We start from the raw sequence: 16,510 nt of genomic DNA on the forward strand, positions 1-16,510 counted from the left end.
GCCGTTGTAGTGTATGGCGACTGACATGGCCGGCGAAAATCCGGACGTACTTGAAAGGATCGACCTCGAGGGAGACTTCCCGGACATCGACGACGTGGAGGGCTACGTCGAGCAGGAGAACTATTACGACCACACGAAGGTCGACCGCACTTATTTTTATCGGCTCGGCAACACCCTGTCGATCACGTTCGTGCCCTGCGCCGACGTCGACTGCGAGGGCGTGATCTACGTAAGGGACATCATCGCGCTGGCATACGGTAGAAGGCGAAGACATCTGGAAGGGAACTTCCCCTGCGGCGTGTGTAAGGAGAACGAGAGGCGGGGAAAATGGCGCAAGGCCAAATTTTCCATAGACGTCAAGTATAAGCAGCCCCGGCAGGAGCCCCGGGAAGGGCCTTCAGTGCCGTCGCCCGAGGACCGTTACGACCTTTACTAGCCGCGCAAAGCACATAAGTTATAAATGATTAGAATTATCACATTACATGTTATTATGGCGCACGGCATTATGGGGTGTGCCATGAATGGGTAGGGCTAAGCAAGATGGTAGTTACGATCAGGAGTAATTTTACATGACCAGGGTGTATACCGTCGCTTCGGGTAAAGGCGGCACGGGAAAGACCATGTCGGTGGTCAATCTCGGCACGGCCCTGGCGCTCCTCGGCAAGAGAACGATCATACTCGACGCCGACATAGGCATGGCCAACCTCGGCCTCGTCATGGGCCTCGAGCGGACGCGCATCACGCTCCACGAAGTCCTCGCGGGCGAAGCGGACGTATCCGAGGCCGTCTATGAGCTCCCTACCGGCTTGATGGTCGTCCCCAGCGGCATCTCCCTGAGAGGCTTCCAGGATGCCGACCCCAACCGGCTCCAGTTCGTAATGAGCGAGCTGGTCAAGGAAGCCGACTATGTCATCATCGACGCTCCGGCAGGCATCAACAGGGACGGAGTCATCCCTCTTGCGATCGCCGACGAGGTGCTGCTCGTCGTCAACCCCGAGCTCTCGTCGATGCTGGACGCGGCCAAAGTGGAGGCGGTCGTCGATATCGTCGGCGGCTCCCTGGGCGGCATCATCCTGAACCGCGTGCCGCCGTACCACATCGCACAGACGGTCCAGAGTATCAGCAGCGTCATGAACGGCCAGATCCTGGGCGTCATACCCGAGGACTCGAACGTAAGGACAGCCACAGCGTTCAAGACGCCGGTGGTCATCCGCTATCCCGAGAGCCCCGCGTCGAGAGGCTATAAGGCGCTGGCGGCAAGGCTCGTGGGCGATAAGTATGAGCGCTCCCGGGGTACGGTCCCGGTGCACCCGTTGCTTGCGCCGAAGAGGGAAAATTTCGTCGACCGGCTGACCAGGTCCGTGTTCGGCGACGTCTGACCTTATTTGCCGATCCAGGCCTCGATTTCCATACTTATTTAAATATCAATCGTATTATGGTATCTCCGATGAGGACTCTAGTCGACACGTATGGCGATATTAATATTTACCGCGTTGAAGTGCGGGGGCGGACATTCTATAAGAGTGGCCTCGTCTTCGGCGAGCCAGTCCACGGTAATTCGGTCGACGAAGTGAAGAAGAGCATCGACTCGAAAAAGGCCGCAGGGGACACGCGTGTCGAGGTCATGGTGCACGAGGGCATCCGTATCTTCGAGGTCCTGGAAGGCGGTAAGTCGCATTTCATCAGCGAGCCTCTCTACGATGAGGTCATTGTCGGGGATTCGACGAAAGAGGTCGCGCTGGGCATCACGAGAAGGCACGCAATACTCGGGTTCTGACCGTCATAAACGGGTGTATGAGATGAATGAATTTATGAGAGCCGCGCTTGACGAGGCAAAGAAGGGTTTGCGAGAAGGCGGCATACCTATCGGCAGCGTTCTCGTGGTCGACGGGGTCATCGTCGGCCGCGGGCACAACCGGCGGGTCCAGCAAGGCAGCACGATAAAACACGCCGAGATGGACTGCCTGGAGAGCGCCGGCAGGCTGCGGGCGGCCACGTACCGGAAGTCCACATTGTACTCGACGTTATCCCCGTGCGATATGTGCAGCGGCGCCGTCCTGCTTTACGGTATCCCGAAGGTGGTTATCGGGGAGAATATGAACTTCAAGGGCCCCGAGGAATATGTGAGGGATCGGGGCGTTGACGTGACTGTTTTGAACGATCAGGAATGTATCGAGCTAATGAGCGATTTTATTGAGAAAAATCCCGGGCTGTGGAATGAAGATATCGGGCAATGACCGGCTATTGAATGGCCCCCGGTCAAAATATCACGCAGGGCTTCGAAATATATTTGTGACTTTTAAGCGTGATATATAGCGCTACAGGCGCGATCTTCAAGAAAGAGGAGGCCATGCATGAGAGCCGGCAACAACATAAAGCTGATAAAAGAGAAAAGGGACGATATGGTCCTGGCAATTAAGAATTACTTTTTAATAGAGAGGGAAGAAAAGATAGGCGATCTGGCCGCGGGCCTTCTCCTGGATTTTATCATAGCCGAGCTGGCGCCCGAATTCTATAACCTGGGCGTTCAGGATTCCTATAAGTTCATGGAAGATAAGGTCGAGGACCTGTTGTCGATCCAAAAATGAAGGTCCTTCCATCGTAACTTACAGAACTAGATTTAACAAGCTATAAATAACTATATCCGAATACTTATTTAGTCTGGTATACATGGGTTCGGGGGATAAGCCGGCCGGGGGCCGCCAGGATGATACCGCCGTTCCTGCGTGGAAGAGAACGGCAGGAAAGACGTCTCATTGTCCGACATTCATCGTATTTCTAGTGATCTTACTATTATTAGTCGGGCTCACCATTGCCGTGTTGTATATGTTCGGAGCATCTGCTTTGCTACAATATCAAGACCACCAGCGAGGCTACGCCATCGGCGGCATGCCGGCATCGCCCACGATCGTCGTCGCCCCGAACGTGCCCCCGAACATGACGATCAAAGAGAAGATGAAGGAGACTGTGCCCATCGTAGGCATGTGGCAGAGCGCAAAGGCATACGAGAACGGCTACTGGCAGAATACGACGAACTATAACCTCACGATATATAATGATAATACTTTTATCATAAATGACAGGGCTGCTAATACCTATATTATCGGTAAATGGCAGCAGAATACTATCGGTGATTATTCCATTGTTGAGCCCGGGCGGATGGGCCCCAATAAAATTCTTGGCGGCTTCTACGGGATCCAGTTCCAGTATAACGACTACGGATATGGAAATTCGCCCGACCTGGAGCTTGTAGACTATGAGCGGATCTATTATAGCGGCATCTTCTACGACTTGAAGAGATGAAAACAAAAGATATCTTCGAGCGGATATGAGAAAGTGCGAGGAGTGAGAACAGGTTAGCTTATTGGATATAAGTCATATTATTGGCTTACCCCTTATTTCGGCGTTGCCTGTTTTTTAGTTTTAACATGATCCTCAAGCTGTTTTAGGCTATCGTTTAACATATTGGATTGGCCTTTGATGTATTCCAATAGTTCTCTCGATATGGCTAATTTTTCGATACATACTCCGTAGGGCATATCATCCTTGACACAATCGCGAACGTTATCCGCTATTATATCGACGCCCCCCATAATCCCCTGGGACCTTTCGAGGATATTATGGATTATATCCCTGGCCTCTCCCTCAGGTTTGCCCGCATAGTATTGTCTAAGATGTTCCAGGCGGTGACGGCTTTTATATTCAGGAATAATCAGGTAAACGAAGGCCGTTGCGAGCAGGATGGCCGCGCCAGACAGCATTACGAATACGCTACTAAGTTCGTCAACTTTCAAATTCGGGACAAAATCGATCACAATTCCGATTAAACCCAAGACTAAAAGTAACGCGCCACATAATAGTAATACTAGCTTTATCAGGTTCTCCGTTTTAAAAAACGAAGCCATAAATAACAATAATAATTCTATAATAATAAAAATATATCGATGTCCAGTAATGGCTGTGTAAATATTGTGATGGTCTTGAACGGATTTAGCCTTATGCCCCATATCAAAATAGAAAAAGCGGTGCTTCGAACCGTTTTGGGTGGTGCGGGGAGTGCGATTCGAACGCACGAACTCCTACGAGATAGGGTCCTAAGCCCTACGCCTTTGACCTGGCTTGGCAATCCCCGCAAAATGGTGTTCTCTAATGTCTTTTTATTGGATTTAAATATTCGCATCGGGCATAAGGAGAAAAGGGTTATTCACATAAGTGCCTAGAATGCTGCAATACGCCATGGTACGCCAGGATTGTAAAGCTCATCTATACTTTCAATCCTGAGGGGGGCCAGGTCCTGAGCCTGGCTCAGGGCAAATATTTTTTACTTGTTCTCGTCATTTATCTCTGGGTAAGGGTCGAGTGACCCTGACAGGGAGACATTATATGGACAGGTTATGGAGATCGGGCATCATAGCCGGTGTGATAGGGGCCGTCATCGCGCTACTGGGCCTCGTAATAATCGGCGCATGGTTCAAAGTCTTAACAGAGCAGAACATCATCTTCCTGGCCATGTGGCTATCGGCGAACGCGCTGGCATTTATCGCGGCGGGCCTCGCCGCGGGCATACTCGTCTCCCCGTATGCCCGGGACGAGATGGAAGCCCTGGAGGCGGGAATTATCGCCGGCATTATCGTCGCCGTCGTGCCCATCATGTTCATCGCGGTCATGATCGCGCTGGGCTCGCCGTTCATCCAGGTCGAGCCTTCCGCCGTGATGCTGGCAATGGTCTTCGGCGGCCTGTTTCTCCTCACGCTCTCGGTCGCCCAGGTGGCGCTAGCCGGGCTGGTCTCGACCCTGTATTGCGTGTACACGTGGAAAAAGCAAATCTCGAAGGCTACTGCCGGCGATGAGGAGAGGCTGGGCGACCTGAAGGCGCTGTACGATGATCTCTGGGCCGACGCCCGGACACTCGTGGCGGATATGAACCGCAGTATCCTGCTGTACTTGTTCGCGGGCCTCTTCACGCTGATATACGGCTTTGTAATCCTGGGCTATGCGGCAGCAAGCTGGCAGTACATCTTTTCCGGAAGCCCGGACCTGGCCGACTATGCCACGGCAATCGGCGAGACCGTCGGCGGCATTGCCCAGGTCGTCGTCGGGCCTTTGCTGATCTGGTGGTACTTTAAGCTCAAGTCCCGGTATGCGAAGCTGTCTGCCCTGGAAAAAGGAGACGGGCGATAGCCGATGCCGCGGAGCAAGGCTCCCCCACCATCGAAAGCCGCCGAGCGGCTGCTGGAGTACCTGGAGATCGTTCACACGATGCAGGCACAGCGCGGTAAAGTACTGTGGTACGACTTCTACCGGAGGGCCGGAAACCCATACCAGACAGACCGCAACATCGAGTATCTCCTCGATAACGGCCTGATATCGGGTAATAAAGAGGATGGCTATCTTATGACCGAAAAGGGCGATACATGGTACGACATCCTTAAGAAGCACAGGGACCTCGTCGGCATCCTCACCCGGGAGCTGAGCGGGGACCGGCGCAAAGAGTGGTAAAGCCTACTTTTGTATACCTTAACCCGCCTTAAGGTCTAGAATCACGGAAATATACTTTGTAAGCCTTTTGTTATACTGCGGATAAACATGGATGCAATACAAAACCTGCCGGACGATCCGGCCATATCCATCAGCGGGCTCACGAAGACGTACAAAGGCGTAAAAGCCCTGAGCTCCCTGGACCTCAAGGTGCCTAAAAACTCAATTTTCGGGTTCCTCGGGCCCAATGGCGCGGGCAAGACGACGACAATAAAGCTGATACTCGGCCTCACCAGGCTTACGGCCGGAAACTGCACGGTCTTTGGCATGGACGTGACGAAGAGCGCCACGTCGGTACGCCGAAGGATAGGATACCTGGCGCAGGACCCGCGGTTCTACGAGTACATGACGGCACGGAGGACCCTGAAGTTCGTGGCGAAATTTTTCTACGATGGTCCGGAAAGCCTGATCGACGAAAGAGTTAGCGAGTGCCTGGGAACGGTCGGCCTGGAGGATAAGGCCGACAGGCCGGTCAACACATTCTCGGGCGGCGAGCGGCAGCGGCTGGGGCTGGCCCAGGCGATGGTCAACGCTCCTGACCTCTTGATCCTCGACGAGCCTGCAGCATCGCTTGACCCGATGGGCCGTCACGACGTGCTTAAGGTCATGGAGAGCCTGCGTGGTAAGACCACCATCTTTTATTCGACGCATATACTGGACGATGTCCAGCGTGTGAGCGATACGGTGGCCATACTGAATGGCGGTCGCCTCATAGCACAGGCGCCCGTGGAAAAGCTGTTGAGGGGCGGCGATAGGGTCGTCTATAGCATCGTAGCCCGGGGAGATGAATTAGCCTTGCGGAGCATACTAGCGGGCTGCCCCTGGGTCTCGGCCGTAACGGCGATTAACGTGAACGGCTATACCCGGTTCGAAGTGGCAGTCAATGATGAAAGTGCTGCCGAGGAGCGGCTGCTTGGCATATTAGCCGGCTGCCGCGGCATCCGGGTCAAGGAGTTCGGGCCCTGGAAGTATGACCTGGAGGAGATCTTCATCAACATCATGGAGACGGAAGACCATGCCTGAAAAAGCGTTCATCGGCGTCAAGGACAGGGGCCTGCTCGCGGGGCTATCGAACATGCTCGCCAACGAGAATGGCCGCTGGTGGAGAACGGAAAAGTGGATCATCCAGCTCACCGCCTGGATTGTCCTGCTGGACCTTACCATGGCCTTCCTGCTGTATGTCAGGCCGTACATAACGGGCGAGGCAGGCAGCCCTGGCCTTGTATCATCGAACGTCCGCATGGTGAGCGGCCTCTTCTTCTCGCTTGCGGGCATCTACCTGCCGTTCGGCATCGCCATCATGACCCACGACGCGGTCATTCGCGAAAGAGAACTGGGAACGATGGCCTGGGTCCTGTCCAAGCCCATTTCGAGACTATCGTTCGCTCTATCGAAAGTCATTGCGAATACCATCGGAGTCATGGCCCTTATGGTGATGGTGCCCGGCATCATCGCGTATGGCATGATATCGCTGTATAACGGGAGCTTCATTAACGCGGGGAACTTCTTCGGCGCCCTCGGCATCCTGGCATTACTGTGCATGTTCTACATCGCCCTGGTATTCATGCTGGGGAGCATCACGAAGTCCAGGTATGCCGTGCTGGGCGTTACGGCGCTGTACATTCTCATGAGCCTCGGGGCCGCGGAGCAATTGCAGAAGATCGGCGTGTACCTTTCCTGGCGGCTTTCCTATACGGCGGCGGACCTCTCGGCTTATGGGATACTGGCGCCGGATGCGCTAGCCCAGTTTATCTCGGCAGGAGCGCTGATACTGGTAATGCTCGCCGTTGCGTTCGTCAGCGTCGAAAGAATAGAGATTTAAAAAAATTATACGGGCAGCATCTCCCGCAGGTACCTGCCCGTATACGACCGTTCTACTTTCGCCACGTCTTCCGGCGTCCCTTCGGCGATAATCTCGCCGCCCTTCCGCCCACCCTCTGGCCCCATGTCGATGACCCAGTCGGCGTGCTTGATGACGTCCAGGTTGTGCTCGATGACGATCACCGTGTTCTTCGCTTTTACCAATTTATGGATGATGTCGAGCAGCACCTGCACGTCGGCCATATGCAGCCCGGTCGTGGGCTCATCCATGACGTAGATGTTGCCCTTCTTGTGGAGCTGCTCGGCCAGCTTGAGGCGCTGCGCCTCGCCACCGGATAAAGAGCTTAATGTCTGCCCCAGCGTAAGGTAGCCGAGCCCGACCTCTTTCATCGTGCCCAGCTTATGGCGGACAGCTTTATCCTCAAAGAAGGCGAGGGCCTCGTCCACCGTCATCTCGAGCACCTCGGCGATATTCTTGCCCTTATACTTGAGATCGAGCACTTCCTTCGTGTACCGCTTCCCGCCGCACTCCGTGCAGGTCACGCGTATGTTCTCCAGGAAGTGCATCTCGACCTCCACGAATCCCTGGCCGTTGCACTTCGGGCACGCACCGTCCGAGTTGAAGCTGAACAGGTTAGATGTTACTCCATTCGCCCTGGCGAACTCCTCTCTTATCTTATCGAACGCCCCGATGTATGTGGCCGGGTTGGAGCGATTCGACCGCCCTACCGGGGACTGGTCGATGACGATGGCGTCCGGGTGCCTGGCCGTGAAGATGTCGTTGATGAGCGTGCTCTTTCCCGAGCCTGCAACCCCTGTGACGCATACGAGCACTCCGGTCGGTATGCGGACGGAAACGTTCTTCAGGTTGTGGAGGCTGGCGTCCCGGACCTCGATGTAACCGGACGGTGTGCGCCTCGAGTAGCCGTTCTGCGACCTCGAGGAGAGGTATTTCCCGGTCATGGTGTCTGCACCTTTCAGGGCGTCGACGGAGCCGCTGAACGTGATGTTGCCCCCGCCGGTGCCCGCGCCGGGCCCCACGTCGATGACGTGGTCGGCCTCCAGGATGACGGCGGGGTCGTGCTCGACGACCAGGATGCTGTTCCCCTTATCCCGGAGCATCCGGAGCATGGACACGAGGTTGCCGATGTCCCTGGGATGCAGGCCGATGCTCGGCTCGTCGAAAACGTATATCATGTCCACCAGGTCGCAGCTCAGCTGCCGGGCCATCTTGACCCGCTGGGACTCGCCGCCCGAGAGGGTCGATATCGGCCTGTCCAGCGAGAGGTAGCCGACGCCAATATCGATCAAATGCTTAAGCCTTACCTTCATGGGGTTGACCATCGGGTCGGTAAGAGGGCCCGATATGGTATCGAGAAAAGCATACAGCTCGGTAAGCTCCATCGAAGAGAGCTCGGCGATGTTCTTGCCATTGACCTTGACGGAAAGGGCCCGCTCATTGAGTCTCGTTCCATGGCAATCGGGACAAGTCTCGACCTTAAAGTACTTCATGTCCCTCTCGCTCATGTCTTCCTTGATGAACTGGCGCCGGTTCAGGCCTGTGATGATGCCCTCGATGGTAACGTTGACCAGCACTCCGTGCTCCTCGCCGTTCAGCCTCGTTGGCTCCAGATACAGTAAACGGTCCATCTCCTCCTTCGTATAATCTTTCAGCTTCTTGTCCATGTCGAAGAGCCTGCTCGCCTTCATGCAGTTCAGGTAATAGCCGCCGAGCCGGTACTGGTAGTGGTCGATGGCGCCCTCCGCCAGCGACTTGTTCATGTCCAAAACCTTATCCAGGTCCAGGGCGATGGTCGTCCCGACGCCGTGGCAGGAAGGGCACATGCCCTCCGGGATGTTGAACGAGAAATAGAAGGACGGGCCGATGAAGGGCTGGCCGGCCCGGGAGAATAATAGCCGCAAGTATGTCGAGATCTCCGTCGCCGTGCCCAGCGTCGACCGCCGGTTCTCGCCCATGCGCTTCTGGTCGATCTTTATGGCGGGCGAAATATTCCGGATAGCATCCACTTTTGGCTTCTCGATCCGGGGCATCCACTTGCGCGTGAACGCGCTAAAGGTCTCCAGCAACTGCCTCTGGGACTCTGCGTAGATCGTGTCGAACACAATGGTCGACTTTCCCGATCCGGATACGCCCGTAAAGACTACGAGCTTCTTCCGGGGGATATTAATATCGACGTTTTTCAGGTTATGTTCCTTCGCGCCGACGATCGAGATAAAATCGTCCATAGGGTCACTCCTTCCTGCCCAGATCCTTCATGTACGAGTCCACCCATGCGATCTCGCCTTTTAGCAGGAAGATGTTCCGGGTAGCGATGCCAAAACGATGGGCAGGGCATCCACAGTCCTCCAGGTACTTATGGAGCTCTTCGTAGCACTTGATCCCGTCCTCAAGCGACTTACGGTATTTTTTTAGCGATCTAAGCACGGTCTTCTTCGGGAGCAGGTCGCAGTTATATGTGCCGATATCGACCTGCCACAGTGTGTGCTGAGGCACGCTCAGCAGGGCTTCGAGCGTCTTGCACAGTGCCGCTGTGCCCTCGTCAGTGATCTCGTACCGCTTGCGCAGGCGGTTCTGCGCGCTCACCTCGTTCGTCCGCCTGACGAAGCCTCGCCCCTCCAGGCTGATGAGCAGCTTATATATTGCCGACATGGAAAGCTCTGTCCAGTCACGCATGCTTCTGCACTCCACTTCCTGCTCGATCTGGTACGGGTACATCGGCCCCTCCGACAGCAGCCCGAGGAGGGACGCTTCCGCGTTGGATAATCCGGTCATTGTCTCACATTCTTATTATGATATATTCGTATATGTTAATATTGTATATGTACAATATGGCTATAAAGCAATATTACATTAATACATATATAGCTATCGCCCTGCATAATATAGGGGGCTCGGCGATATGTAAAAAAAATTTAAATGAAGGCCATGGCCTTCAATATCTCGATCGACCGGTCGAATATCGCCTGGCCCGGAGAGAGGCCCTCCAGCGTCCAGAACTTATTATCGACGGCGGATATAAGCCTCAGGTCATAGGCTTTTGCCCGTTCTTCCTTTTCAAGTTTATTGGTAAGCTTATCCTCGTCCCTCGTATCCACGAAAAAATAGCATATCGGCACATACTCGATCTCGTCTTTTTTTCTCACGCTCAGTACGTAACGCCTGAACTTGACGGCGATCTGCTTATGGATATGGTGTGCATCCCCATGGTAAGCCCTGTCGCCGCCATACTCGATCTGCGCGTTGTGCTCAAGCAGGTCGAGTTTCGCCACGAATTTTCCGGCGTTTAAAATGTAAATATTGTTATAAGCATTGACCCATTTCGGCGTATTATCCATTTTATCAAAGACCGTTTATAAACCATTTATTTATTAATTGTAAATAAAATTATCTTATTTATTTTATATTTATATCTTCAGCCCCGGCATAAAAGCGCTAAGTATATAGAGGATTTAGAAGAATGAGCTTATTTAAGGTAAGGTACAAATGACAGTCGAAACGCATGCCATCATCCTCGACCAGGGCGAGGATGTCATACACGGGCTTTACGAAGGGATGGAGAACGGCGAGCTGATGACGAAGCTGACGCAGTCGAGCTTTGCCCATATTACCATTAAGAACATGAGGTTCGTGCGGATCGCCGAGGCCCAGGAGACCGGCGGCCATGGCGGCCGGAGCATCTGGGTCGAAGTGACCGTCAGCTTCTGATCACGTTTTTCCCGGGGCTGCCCCGGGCTCTTTTATCGCCAGGGCCCATTTTCTCGAAACGGCGTATATCAGGGCCGGGAATATGAAGGTCATTGCAAAGGTGATGTACATCATCGTGTCGATCTTTGCCGCCAAGAACCCGAAGCTGCTCATGCCCTGCGTGTAAAATTCCATGAGGGCCAGCGGGTGCAGGCGCATGGTCTGGCCGTAATAGGTGAAGGGCACGAAGTAGTCCATGAAGGTCTGCAGCAGGAACCAGGCGGCGGCAACAACCCATGAGACGATACTCGCCTTTTTAACATAGGGGAGCAAAAAGATACATTCGAGCGCCATGCCACAGTGGGATATCCAGAGCGCCGCCGACATGAGGGCGTTCTGAGGAGCGAAATATACTTCCCGGAAGTAGATGAGCACGAACATGGTCCATGCGCCGTACATCGCCAGCCCCACCGCAGTTATCACGTTGAACGTGTCGTAGCGCTTCCCCATAGCGATGAAGAGCAGCGCGAAGATCATGAAGAACGTGTAGAGGGGACAATCGGGCACGAACAGCCAGTAGTACCATGGGGTCATCATGAGCTGTTCCCAGTAGTAGTAAAGGCCGAAGGCCGACCCCACGACATTAATGAGCATGATGAGAGCGAGCAGGCGCTTATCGCCATATACGAGGCCGACGACCCATTTGAATGGATTAAACACCGTTTTCCCTCTCGATGATCTTTGCCGGGACCCCGCCCACGAAGGCGCCGGCCGGCACGTCCCTGTTGACCAGCGAGCACGCCGAGACCACGGCCCCGTCCCCGATGGTGACGCCAGGCAGTATCGTGGCGTTGGCGCCGATCAGGACGTTATTACCGATGACGACCTTGCCGGTCCGGTAAGTATCGACCAGGTACTCGTGGGCCAGGATGGTCGCCCTGTACCCGATGACCGTGTTGTCCCCGATCTCGATGAGCTCGGGGTAAAAAATGTCCACGGTAGCTTCGAGCGCCATGGACACGTGCTCTCCGGCCTTGATGCCCATGGACCTCATGCACCCGATCTTGAGCTTAAGGGACGGGCTATAGCGAATGATGAGAAGAAAAATAAAGTTGGCCGCCACGACGATGGGGTCCCTGCCATGGTGCCATCCCCACAGCGAGTTCGCGCCTTTGACGGCGGCCGGATGTTCCGTTACGTTACGCCCGGGCATTGTTACCGATCAGCTTTATGAGTAGTGCTTTCTGGGCGTGAAGCCGGTTCTCGGCCTCGTCGAAGACCGCGGAGTTCTCGCTGTTGATGACCTCGTCCGTGATCTCCTGCCCCCGGTGCGCCGGCAGGCAGTGGAGCACGATGCAGCCCTTCGACGCCAGCTTTACCAGCCCTATGTTGATCTGGTAATCCCGGAGGTCTTTGTACCGCCTCTCCATCTCGGACTCGTCGCCCATCGATACCCATACGTCCGTATAGAGCACGTCGGCATCCTTCGCCGCTTCCTTCGGGTTCCTCAAGACCTTGATGTCCCCGCCCATTGACCGCGCCTTTTCGATGACACCCTTATCCGGCTCGTATCCCTTCGGGCAGGCCGCCACCATCTTCATGCCCGTCATCGCCGACGCAAGTATGAGCGAGTTGCAGACGTTATTGCCATCCCCGATCCACGCGAGCTTGAGTCCCTTCAGCGGCCCCTTTCTCTCCCTGATCGTCATGAGGTCCGCCAGCACCTGGCACGGGTGCTCGTGGTCGTCGAGCCCGTTAATGACCGGTATGGTGGCATTTTTCGCCATCTCCGTTATCATATAGTGGCTCTTGGCCCGTATCATGATGCAGTGCGCATACCGGGAGAGTATCTTTGCCGTATCAGCGATAGTCTCCCCGCGCCCTATTTGAGTGGTCCCCGGGTCCAGGTACAATGCATGGCCCCCCAGGTCCGTCATGCCAACCTCGAACGAGACCCTGGTACGAGTTGACGATTTCTCGAATATCATTACCAGGCTCTTGTTCTTCAGGTAGTCCGTCACGACCCCGTCTTTCCTCTTCTTCTTGAGGTCCTCTGCCAGGTCGAGAATGCCGTTGATGTCATCGACACTCAAGTCTGCGATGGATATGATGTGCATTAAACCTCCGTTCTTTGAAAAGTTAATGAATTCAATAATTGATTTTTTTGTTTATAAATCTATCTTTGTGTGTACTGGATAGGACTCGAGAAATTGAAAAAGTATAGCTATATATTTTCATGAATGCAGCACCGTTAGTTATAAATATGTTAGATACAAGTAAAGGTGGTGTCAAATCCCCTATGATAGGATTTTACATCAGAAATCTCGCTGCCGCCATAACTCAGTTGGTAGAGTGGCTGGCTGTTAACCAGCATGTCACAGGTTCGAGTCCTGTTGGCGGCGCTTAAGGTAAAGGGGGTGTAGCTTAGCCAGGTCAGAGCGTCCGGCTCATAACCGGAAGGCCATGGGTTCGAATCCCTTTACCCCCACTTAAAAACACGAAAACCCGGCATAAGTTCAAATACTAATGCAGCAAACGATTAAACACCAACGCCCTGTTAGCTCAGTTGGGAGAGCGCCAGACTGAAGATCTGGATGTCGCTGGTTCAAGTCCGGCACAGGGCACTGATTTTTCTTCATATGGAATTTTAAAAATCAATAAGCTATATACGTGTCCAACCCTTTTATGGATTAACGATTGACGAATACAAGGAAGAGAGCACATGCCGGGCTTTTTCAATAAGCTGCTGGGGAAGGACACCGATAGCAAGGTACAAAATATAGGGTACCTGGGCAACATGAAGGATGACGCTTCGAGAATGAAGCTTATAAAATTTTTAGGGGACGAGAGTGTTGATGTTCGCAGGTCAGCCGCCGCGGCGCTGGAGCAGCATTTCACCAGCGGCAGCGTTGAAGCGATAACGGCGCTCACTAAAGCCCTGGATGACTCCGATGCAGGCGTGAGGAAAAATGCCGTACTGAGCCTTGGCGGGTTCATTTCGAAGGCGCCGTCGTCAGGCGAAAGTGCCAGGGCAAAACAGGCAATTATCGGTCTGATCAAACGAGAGATGGACGAAGGCATCCTGAAGAACGCGGTCATCAGCCTGGCTAACGTGCAGGACCCGGCGCTAAGCGGCCCAATGGCGGAAGCGTTCAAGGGAAAGGATAAGAAGGTCGTATCCGCTGCTATTGATGTCATTGACAATCTCCCACCTACGGACGCTCGGACGGAAATTAAAAAGGCACTCAGGTCGGTCCTTTAAATATAACGCTTCTTGTACGTTTTTTAGATGATAAATTACATTAGCTGATACGGATTCTCGCCCTTCAATGTTATACCGTTTAGGCGTGTCCTCAACCACAGAGACACCGAGACAGAGGAGACGCACAGAGATTTCTTTTAAGATAGAGGCTCGGAGAACACAGAGGATGGTTTATAACATTCCTGAGGCACAGAGTTCTAAGAGGCACTGCTGAGGATAAACCTGTTAAATTATTTATTGGTCAACTGTGCCTCGATAAACTCTGTGTCTCAGGAAAGCCAATAAATCGATCTCAGTGGCCTCCGTGTCTCAAATTATAAAAAAGTCTCTGTGAAACTCCGTGAGCTCTCTGCCTCTGTGGTTAAGACCACGCCTAAGACGGCAGAACGTTAAGGAAAAAAATGTTCATCCCATAACTACGAAAGAGCCACTATAACTTTTTCGTGCACAGGTACCAGGCCTTGCACTCGAGCCCGTCGTGCGACCGATCCCTGGCCTCGGCGCCCTGCTGAGTATGCGGCGAGCTTACGAGCACCGGGTCGCCCGGCTTCCAGTCCGCCGGCGTCGCGACCTTTTCCCGGGTGGTCAACTGAAGCGCATCCATGATGCGCAATATCTCGTCCGTGCTACGGCCCACGCCGGCCGGGTAAAAGAAGATCATCCGGACGATACGGTTCGGGTCGATGATGAAGAGCGAGCGTATGGGAGCCTCATCGCTCATATCAGGGTGTATCATGCCGTACATGCGGGATATCCGGGTATCGAGGTCGGCGATGGTCGGGAACGGGATGTGCACGCCCATTTGCTCCTCGATGCTTCGCACCCATGCGATATGGGAGGGCAGGCTGTCTACCGTGAGGCCTAAAAGCTGTACGTTGCGCTTCACGAACTCCCCGTGCTTTCGGGCAAAAGCAATGAACTCGGTAGTACAGACGGGCGTAAAGTCGCCCGGATGAGAGAACAGTATCACCCACTTCCCCTTATAGTCAGATAGTTTGACCTTGCCGTGCGTCGTTTTCGCCTCGAAGTCCGGGGCGAGCATGCCCAGGGAGACCGGGCCCGGCGGCCGGTAAGAGGCGGCTTGTTCCATGCCCATCATAGCCATCGTATATCAGTAATTGCCCCGGAGTTTTATACATGTGCCGGATTTTCCGTATCAGTTCGAGGGCGCCTGTCCGTTATAACCGTACGTCAGCTTTTCATCGGCACACGCTGACTACCTGTTATGCGTAAGTTGATGGTGGTGCTGGCCGTCCTGGCCTTAGTGTCAGGGTCGGGCAGCATTGTCTTAAAGGAAAGGGGTCACGAGAACGCTATACAGGGTATCTGCCGCGCGCCGGACCCATGGATACATTCGGTGTTAAATGAAGTGCCGCAGGTCCCCGCCTTCATCGAGCAGCAGGGAAAGACCCTCGAGTCACTGGCGCCGGGCATCGCCTCGTTCATAGACAGCCTGCCCGTGGGCAAAGGCTCGCTGCTGGAAAAGTGGATATTGAAGCCCTCGCCACGTTATCTATAAAGAAAAGAGAGGCCCGGCAGAGGGGTATTTGAGCGCGGGCCTTATTCGCCTAGTTTGGGGAGGATGCTATCATTCTGATGGGGTGGTGCCCCGGGCATTCGGTAGCTGTTGGTCTGCCCGGGGCATCTACGAGGTTTGGGGTTGGATATGGGTGTTTGGCTAAATTCGGCATCTGGGAGGCCGTATAATTGTGTTTCGTAGCAGTATCTTACTCTGCTACTAATCACTAGTTAATGTTTATTATATATATACTTGCTGGTCACTTTCTATAATATATAGGTATCGACATTATAATTCATAAGCACATCGATAAATAATTTTAATAATATAGGCACAGCTAACCGAAATGAACAATAAGACCTATAGTTAAAACATTAAAAAAGAAGCTCAAACGAGCTTAACGAGCCCTTCCAGGCGCACGACTTCGTCGCGGTGGTACTTGACACGGGCCTGCAGCTCCTTATCGCCCGGGTTCTGTTTAAGCTGATCATCCCAGAACTTCAGCTTAAGCCTCTCAAGGGCCAGCTCATTCTGTACAGTCTCCTCGTTCTGGAATTTATGGTCGGCTTCCATGATCTCTTCGTTGTATGGCATATGTCGTCGGTAATACTTTGTCCGCATTTTAGATATTCTTTTCCAGCGGCATACGTAATCCATTAAATAA

22 protein-coding genes and 4 tRNA genes are annotated in these 16,510 nt (G+C 53.6%); 16 read left to right on the forward strand and 10 right to left on the reverse strand.

Annotation, left to right across the window (positions count from 1 at the left end):
• Positions 1–13: 13 nt before the first annotated feature.
• From MCP_RS10285 to MCP_RS10310, 6 genes are all read left to right on the forward strand, one after another.
• Positions 14–436: a hypothetical protein gene (locus MCP_RS10285; protein WP_012900778.1), complete on the forward strand. Its 423-nt coding sequence runs from the start codon at positions 14–16 to the stop codon at positions 434–436.
• A 133-nt stretch (positions 437–569) separates the two neighbouring features.
• Entirely contained in the window at positions 570–1,379 is an 810-nt protein-coding gene (minD, locus tag MCP_RS10290; RefSeq protein WP_012900779.1) for a cell division ATPase MinD, read from the forward strand.
• A gap of 68 nt (positions 1,380–1,447) precedes the next feature.
• Positions 1,448–1,777: a hypothetical protein gene (locus MCP_RS10295; protein ID WP_231845063.1), complete on the forward strand. Its 330-nt coding sequence runs from the start codon at positions 1,448–1,450 to the stop codon at positions 1,775–1,777.
• A 22-nt stretch (positions 1,778–1,799) separates the two neighbouring features.
• Positions 1,800–2,237: a nucleoside deaminase gene (locus tag MCP_RS10300; RefSeq protein ID WP_012900781.1), complete on the forward strand. Its 438-nt coding sequence runs from the start codon at positions 1,800–1,802 to the stop codon at positions 2,235–2,237.
• Between the two features lie 117 nt (positions 2,238–2,354).
• A complete protein-coding gene (locus MCP_RS10305; protein ID WP_012900782.1) occupies positions 2,355–2,588 on the forward strand; it encodes a DUF2164 domain-containing protein in 234 nt (77 codons plus the stop codon).
• Positions 2,589–2,670: 82 nt separating this feature from the next.
• Positions 2,671–3,303, forward strand: coding sequence for a hypothetical protein (locus tag MCP_RS10310; protein WP_012900783.1), 633 nt, complete (start codon positions 2,671–2,673; stop codon positions 3,301–3,303).
• Positions 3,304–3,395: 92 nt separating this feature from the next.
• Here the strand turns inward: MCP_RS10310 and MCP_RS10315 are convergent, their stop codons facing one another.
• On the reverse strand, positions 3,396–3,905 hold the full coding sequence (locus MCP_RS10315; protein ID WP_128860033.1) for a hypothetical protein: 510 nt from the start codon (positions 3,903–3,905) through the stop codon (positions 3,396–3,398).
• 140 nt (positions 3,906–4,045) lie between these two features.
• Positions 4,046–4,133, reverse strand: a tRNA-Leu gene (locus MCP_RS10320).
• Positions 4,134–4,383: 250 nt separating this feature from the next.
• Here MCP_RS10320 and MCP_RS10325 point away from each other — a divergent pair.
• The 4 genes from MCP_RS10325 to MCP_RS10340 all read left to right on the forward strand — a co-directional run bounded on the left by MCP_RS10325 (position 4,384) and on the right by MCP_RS10340 (position 7,360).
• A complete protein-coding gene (locus MCP_RS10325; protein ID WP_012900785.1) occupies positions 4,384–5,181 on the forward strand; it encodes a hypothetical protein in 798 nt (265 codons plus the stop codon).
• 3 nt (positions 5,182–5,184) lie between these two features.
• Entirely contained in the window at positions 5,185–5,499 is a 315-nt protein-coding gene (locus MCP_RS10330; RefSeq protein ID WP_012900786.1) for a hypothetical protein, read from the forward strand.
• An 87-nt stretch (positions 5,500–5,586) separates the two neighbouring features.
• On the forward strand, positions 5,587–6,561 hold the full coding sequence (locus MCP_RS10335; RefSeq protein WP_012900787.1) for an ABC transporter ATP-binding protein: 975 nt from the start codon (positions 5,587–5,589) through the stop codon (positions 6,559–6,561).
• Positions 6,554–7,360, forward strand: coding sequence for an ABC transporter permease (locus tag MCP_RS10340; protein ID WP_012900788.1), 807 nt, complete (start codon positions 6,554–6,556; stop codon positions 7,358–7,360). The genes MCP_RS10335 and MCP_RS10340 overlap by 8 nt, the downstream gene beginning before the upstream one ends.
• Positions 7,361–7,365: 5 nt before the next feature.
• Here the strand turns inward: MCP_RS10340 and MCP_RS10345 are convergent, their stop codons facing one another.
• From MCP_RS10345 to MCP_RS10355, 3 genes are all read right to left on the reverse strand, one after another.
• A complete protein-coding gene (locus tag MCP_RS10345; protein ID WP_012900789.1) occupies positions 7,366–9,606 on the reverse strand; it encodes an ATP-binding cassette domain-containing protein in 2,241 nt (746 codons plus the stop codon).
• Positions 9,607–9,610: 4 nt separating this feature from the next.
• On the reverse strand, positions 9,611–10,153 hold the full coding sequence (locus tag MCP_RS10350; protein ID WP_012900790.1) for a PadR family transcriptional regulator: 543 nt from the start codon (positions 10,151–10,153) through the stop codon (positions 9,611–9,613).
• Positions 10,154–10,293: 140 nt separating this feature from the next.
• A complete protein-coding gene (locus tag MCP_RS10355; RefSeq protein WP_128860034.1) occupies positions 10,294–10,650 on the reverse strand; it encodes a hypothetical protein in 357 nt (118 codons plus the stop codon).
• A 214-nt stretch (positions 10,651–10,864) separates the two neighbouring features.
• Between MCP_RS10355 and MCP_RS10360 the strand changes: the two genes are divergently transcribed.
• Positions 10,865–11,086, forward strand: coding sequence for a hypothetical protein (locus MCP_RS10360; protein WP_012900792.1), 222 nt, complete (start codon positions 10,865–10,867; stop codon positions 11,084–11,086).
• On the opposite strand, the gene MCP_RS10365 is transcribed toward MCP_RS10360, so the two are convergent.
• The 3 genes from MCP_RS10365 to argF are packed head-to-tail and all read right to left on the reverse strand — an operon-like array spanning position 11,087 to position 13,182.
• The gene (locus MCP_RS10365; protein WP_012900793.1) at positions 11,087–11,785 is read right to left on the reverse strand and encodes a DUF1405 domain-containing protein; all 699 of its coding nucleotides are present in this window, start codon (positions 11,783–11,785) and stop codon (positions 11,087–11,089) included.
• Positions 11,778–12,278 (reverse strand): acyltransferase, encoded by a 501-nt coding sequence (locus MCP_RS10370; protein ID WP_012900794.1) that lies wholly within the window; start codon positions 12,276–12,278, stop codon positions 11,778–11,780. Before MCP_RS10370 ends, MCP_RS10365 begins: the two co-directional genes overlap by 8 nt.
• Complete coding sequence (gene argF / locus MCP_RS10375; RefSeq protein ID WP_012900795.1) at positions 12,265–13,182, reverse strand: ornithine carbamoyltransferase; 918 nt, start codon at positions 13,180–13,182, stop codon at positions 12,265–12,267. The genes MCP_RS10370 and argF overlap by 14 nt, the downstream gene beginning before the upstream one ends.
• Positions 13,183–13,394: 212 nt before the next feature.
• On the opposite strand from argF, the gene MCP_RS10380 reads away from it, so the two are divergent.
• From MCP_RS10380 to MCP_RS10395, 4 genes are all read left to right on the forward strand, one after another.
• Positions 13,395–13,467, forward strand: a tRNA-Asn gene (locus MCP_RS10380).
• An 11-nt stretch (positions 13,468–13,478) separates the two neighbouring features.
• Positions 13,479–13,553: transfer RNA gene (locus MCP_RS10385), tRNA-Ile, on the forward strand.
• A 63-nt stretch (positions 13,554–13,616) separates the two neighbouring features.
• Positions 13,617–13,689 (forward strand) — tRNA-Phe (locus tag MCP_RS10390).
• A gap of 98 nt (positions 13,690–13,787) precedes the next feature.
• Positions 13,788–14,327 (forward strand): HEAT repeat domain-containing protein, encoded by a 540-nt coding sequence (locus tag MCP_RS10395; protein ID WP_012900796.1) that lies wholly within the window; start codon positions 13,788–13,790, stop codon positions 14,325–14,327.
• 430 nt (positions 14,328–14,757) lie between these two features.
• Here the strand turns inward: MCP_RS10395 and MCP_RS10400 are convergent, their stop codons facing one another.
• A complete protein-coding gene (locus tag MCP_RS10400; protein ID WP_012900797.1) occupies positions 14,758–15,417 on the reverse strand; it encodes a peroxiredoxin in 660 nt (219 codons plus the stop codon).
• Between the two features lie 135 nt (positions 15,418–15,552).
• Here MCP_RS10400 and MCP_RS10405 point away from each other — a divergent pair, with 135 nt between their 5' ends.
• On the forward strand, positions 15,553–15,846 hold the full coding sequence (locus MCP_RS10405) for a hypothetical protein (RefSeq protein WP_012900798.1): 294 nt from the start codon (positions 15,553–15,555) through the stop codon (positions 15,844–15,846).
• Positions 15,847–16,233: 387 nt separating this feature from the next.
• Here the strand turns inward: MCP_RS10405 and MCP_RS10410 are convergent, their stop codons facing one another.
• Positions 16,234–16,440 (reverse strand): hypothetical protein, encoded by a 207-nt coding sequence (locus MCP_RS10410; protein ID WP_128860035.1) that lies wholly within the window; start codon positions 16,438–16,440, stop codon positions 16,234–16,236.
• Positions 16,441–16,510 lie beyond the last annotated feature (70 nt).

Origin of the sequence: Methanocella paludicola SANAE (assembly GCF_000011005.1) — an archaeon.
Classification (GTDB): Archaea; Halobacteriota; Methanocellia; order Methanocellales; family Methanocellaceae; genus Methanocella; species Methanocella paludicola.

Bases quoted from the DNA above. Each gene is read 5' to 3' on its own strand.
- MCP_RS10400 (WP_012900797.1), bottom strand. From the start codon at position 15,417: ATGGAACAAGCCGCCTCTTACCGGCCGCCGGGCCCGGTCTCCCTGGGC.
- MCP_RS10295 (WP_231845063.1), top strand. From the start codon at position 1,448: ATGAGGACTCTAGTCGACACGTATGGCGATATTAATATTTACCGCGTT.
- MCP_RS10340 (WP_012900788.1), top strand. From the start codon at position 6,554: ATGCCTGAAAAAGCGTTCATCGGCGTCAAGGACAGGGGCCTGCTCGCG.
- MCP_RS10315 (WP_128860033.1), bottom strand. From the start codon at position 3,905: ATGGCTTCGTTTTTTAAAACGGAGAACCTGATAAAGCTAGTATTACTA.
- MCP_RS10330 (WP_012900786.1), top strand. From the start codon at position 5,185: ATGCCGCGGAGCAAGGCTCCCCCACCATCGAAAGCCGCCGAGCGGCTG.
- MCP_RS10360 (WP_012900792.1), top strand. From the start codon at position 10,865: ATGACAGTCGAAACGCATGCCATCATCCTCGACCAGGGCGAGGATGTC.
- MCP_RS10305 (WP_012900782.1), top strand. From the start codon at position 2,355: ATGAGAGCCGGCAACAACATAAAGCTGATAAAAGAGAAAAGGGACGAT.
- MCP_RS10350 (WP_012900790.1), bottom strand. From the start codon at position 10,153: ATGACCGGATTATCCAACGCGGAAGCGTCCCTCCTCGGGCTGCTGTCG.
- MCP_RS10410 (WP_128860035.1), bottom strand. From the start codon at position 16,440: ATGCCATACAACGAAGAGATCATGGAAGCCGACCATAAATTCCAGAAC.
- minD (WP_012900779.1), top strand. From the start codon at position 570: ATGACCAGGGTGTATACCGTCGCTTCGGGTAAAGGCGGCACGGGAAAG.
- MCP_RS10395 (WP_012900796.1), top strand. From the start codon at position 13,788: ATGCCGGGCTTTTTCAATAAGCTGCTGGGGAAGGACACCGATAGCAAG.
- MCP_RS10285 (WP_012900778.1), top strand. From the start codon at position 14: ATGGCGACTGACATGGCCGGCGAAAATCCGGACGTACTTGAAAGGATC.
- argF (WP_012900795.1), bottom strand. From the start codon at position 13,182: ATGCACATCATATCCATCGCAGACTTGAGTGTCGATGACATCAACGGC.
- MCP_RS10345 (WP_012900789.1), bottom strand. From the start codon at position 9,606: ATGGACGATTTTATCTCGATCGTCGGCGCGAAGGAACATAACCTGAAA.
- MCP_RS10405 (WP_012900798.1), top strand. From the start codon at position 15,553: ATGCGTAAGTTGATGGTGGTGCTGGCCGTCCTGGCCTTAGTGTCAGGG.
- MCP_RS10310 (WP_012900783.1), top strand. From the start codon at position 2,671: ATGGGTTCGGGGGATAAGCCGGCCGGGGGCCGCCAGGATGATACCGCC.
- MCP_RS10325 (WP_012900785.1), top strand. From the start codon at position 4,384: ATGGACAGGTTATGGAGATCGGGCATCATAGCCGGTGTGATAGGGGCC.
- MCP_RS10370 (WP_012900794.1), bottom strand. From the start codon at position 12,278: ATGCCCGGGCGTAACGTAACGGAACATCCGGCCGCCGTCAAAGGCGCG.
- MCP_RS10300 (WP_012900781.1), top strand. From the start codon at position 1,800: ATGAATGAATTTATGAGAGCCGCGCTTGACGAGGCAAAGAAGGGTTTG.
- MCP_RS10335 (WP_012900787.1), top strand. From the start codon at position 5,587: ATGGATGCAATACAAAACCTGCCGGACGATCCGGCCATATCCATCAGC.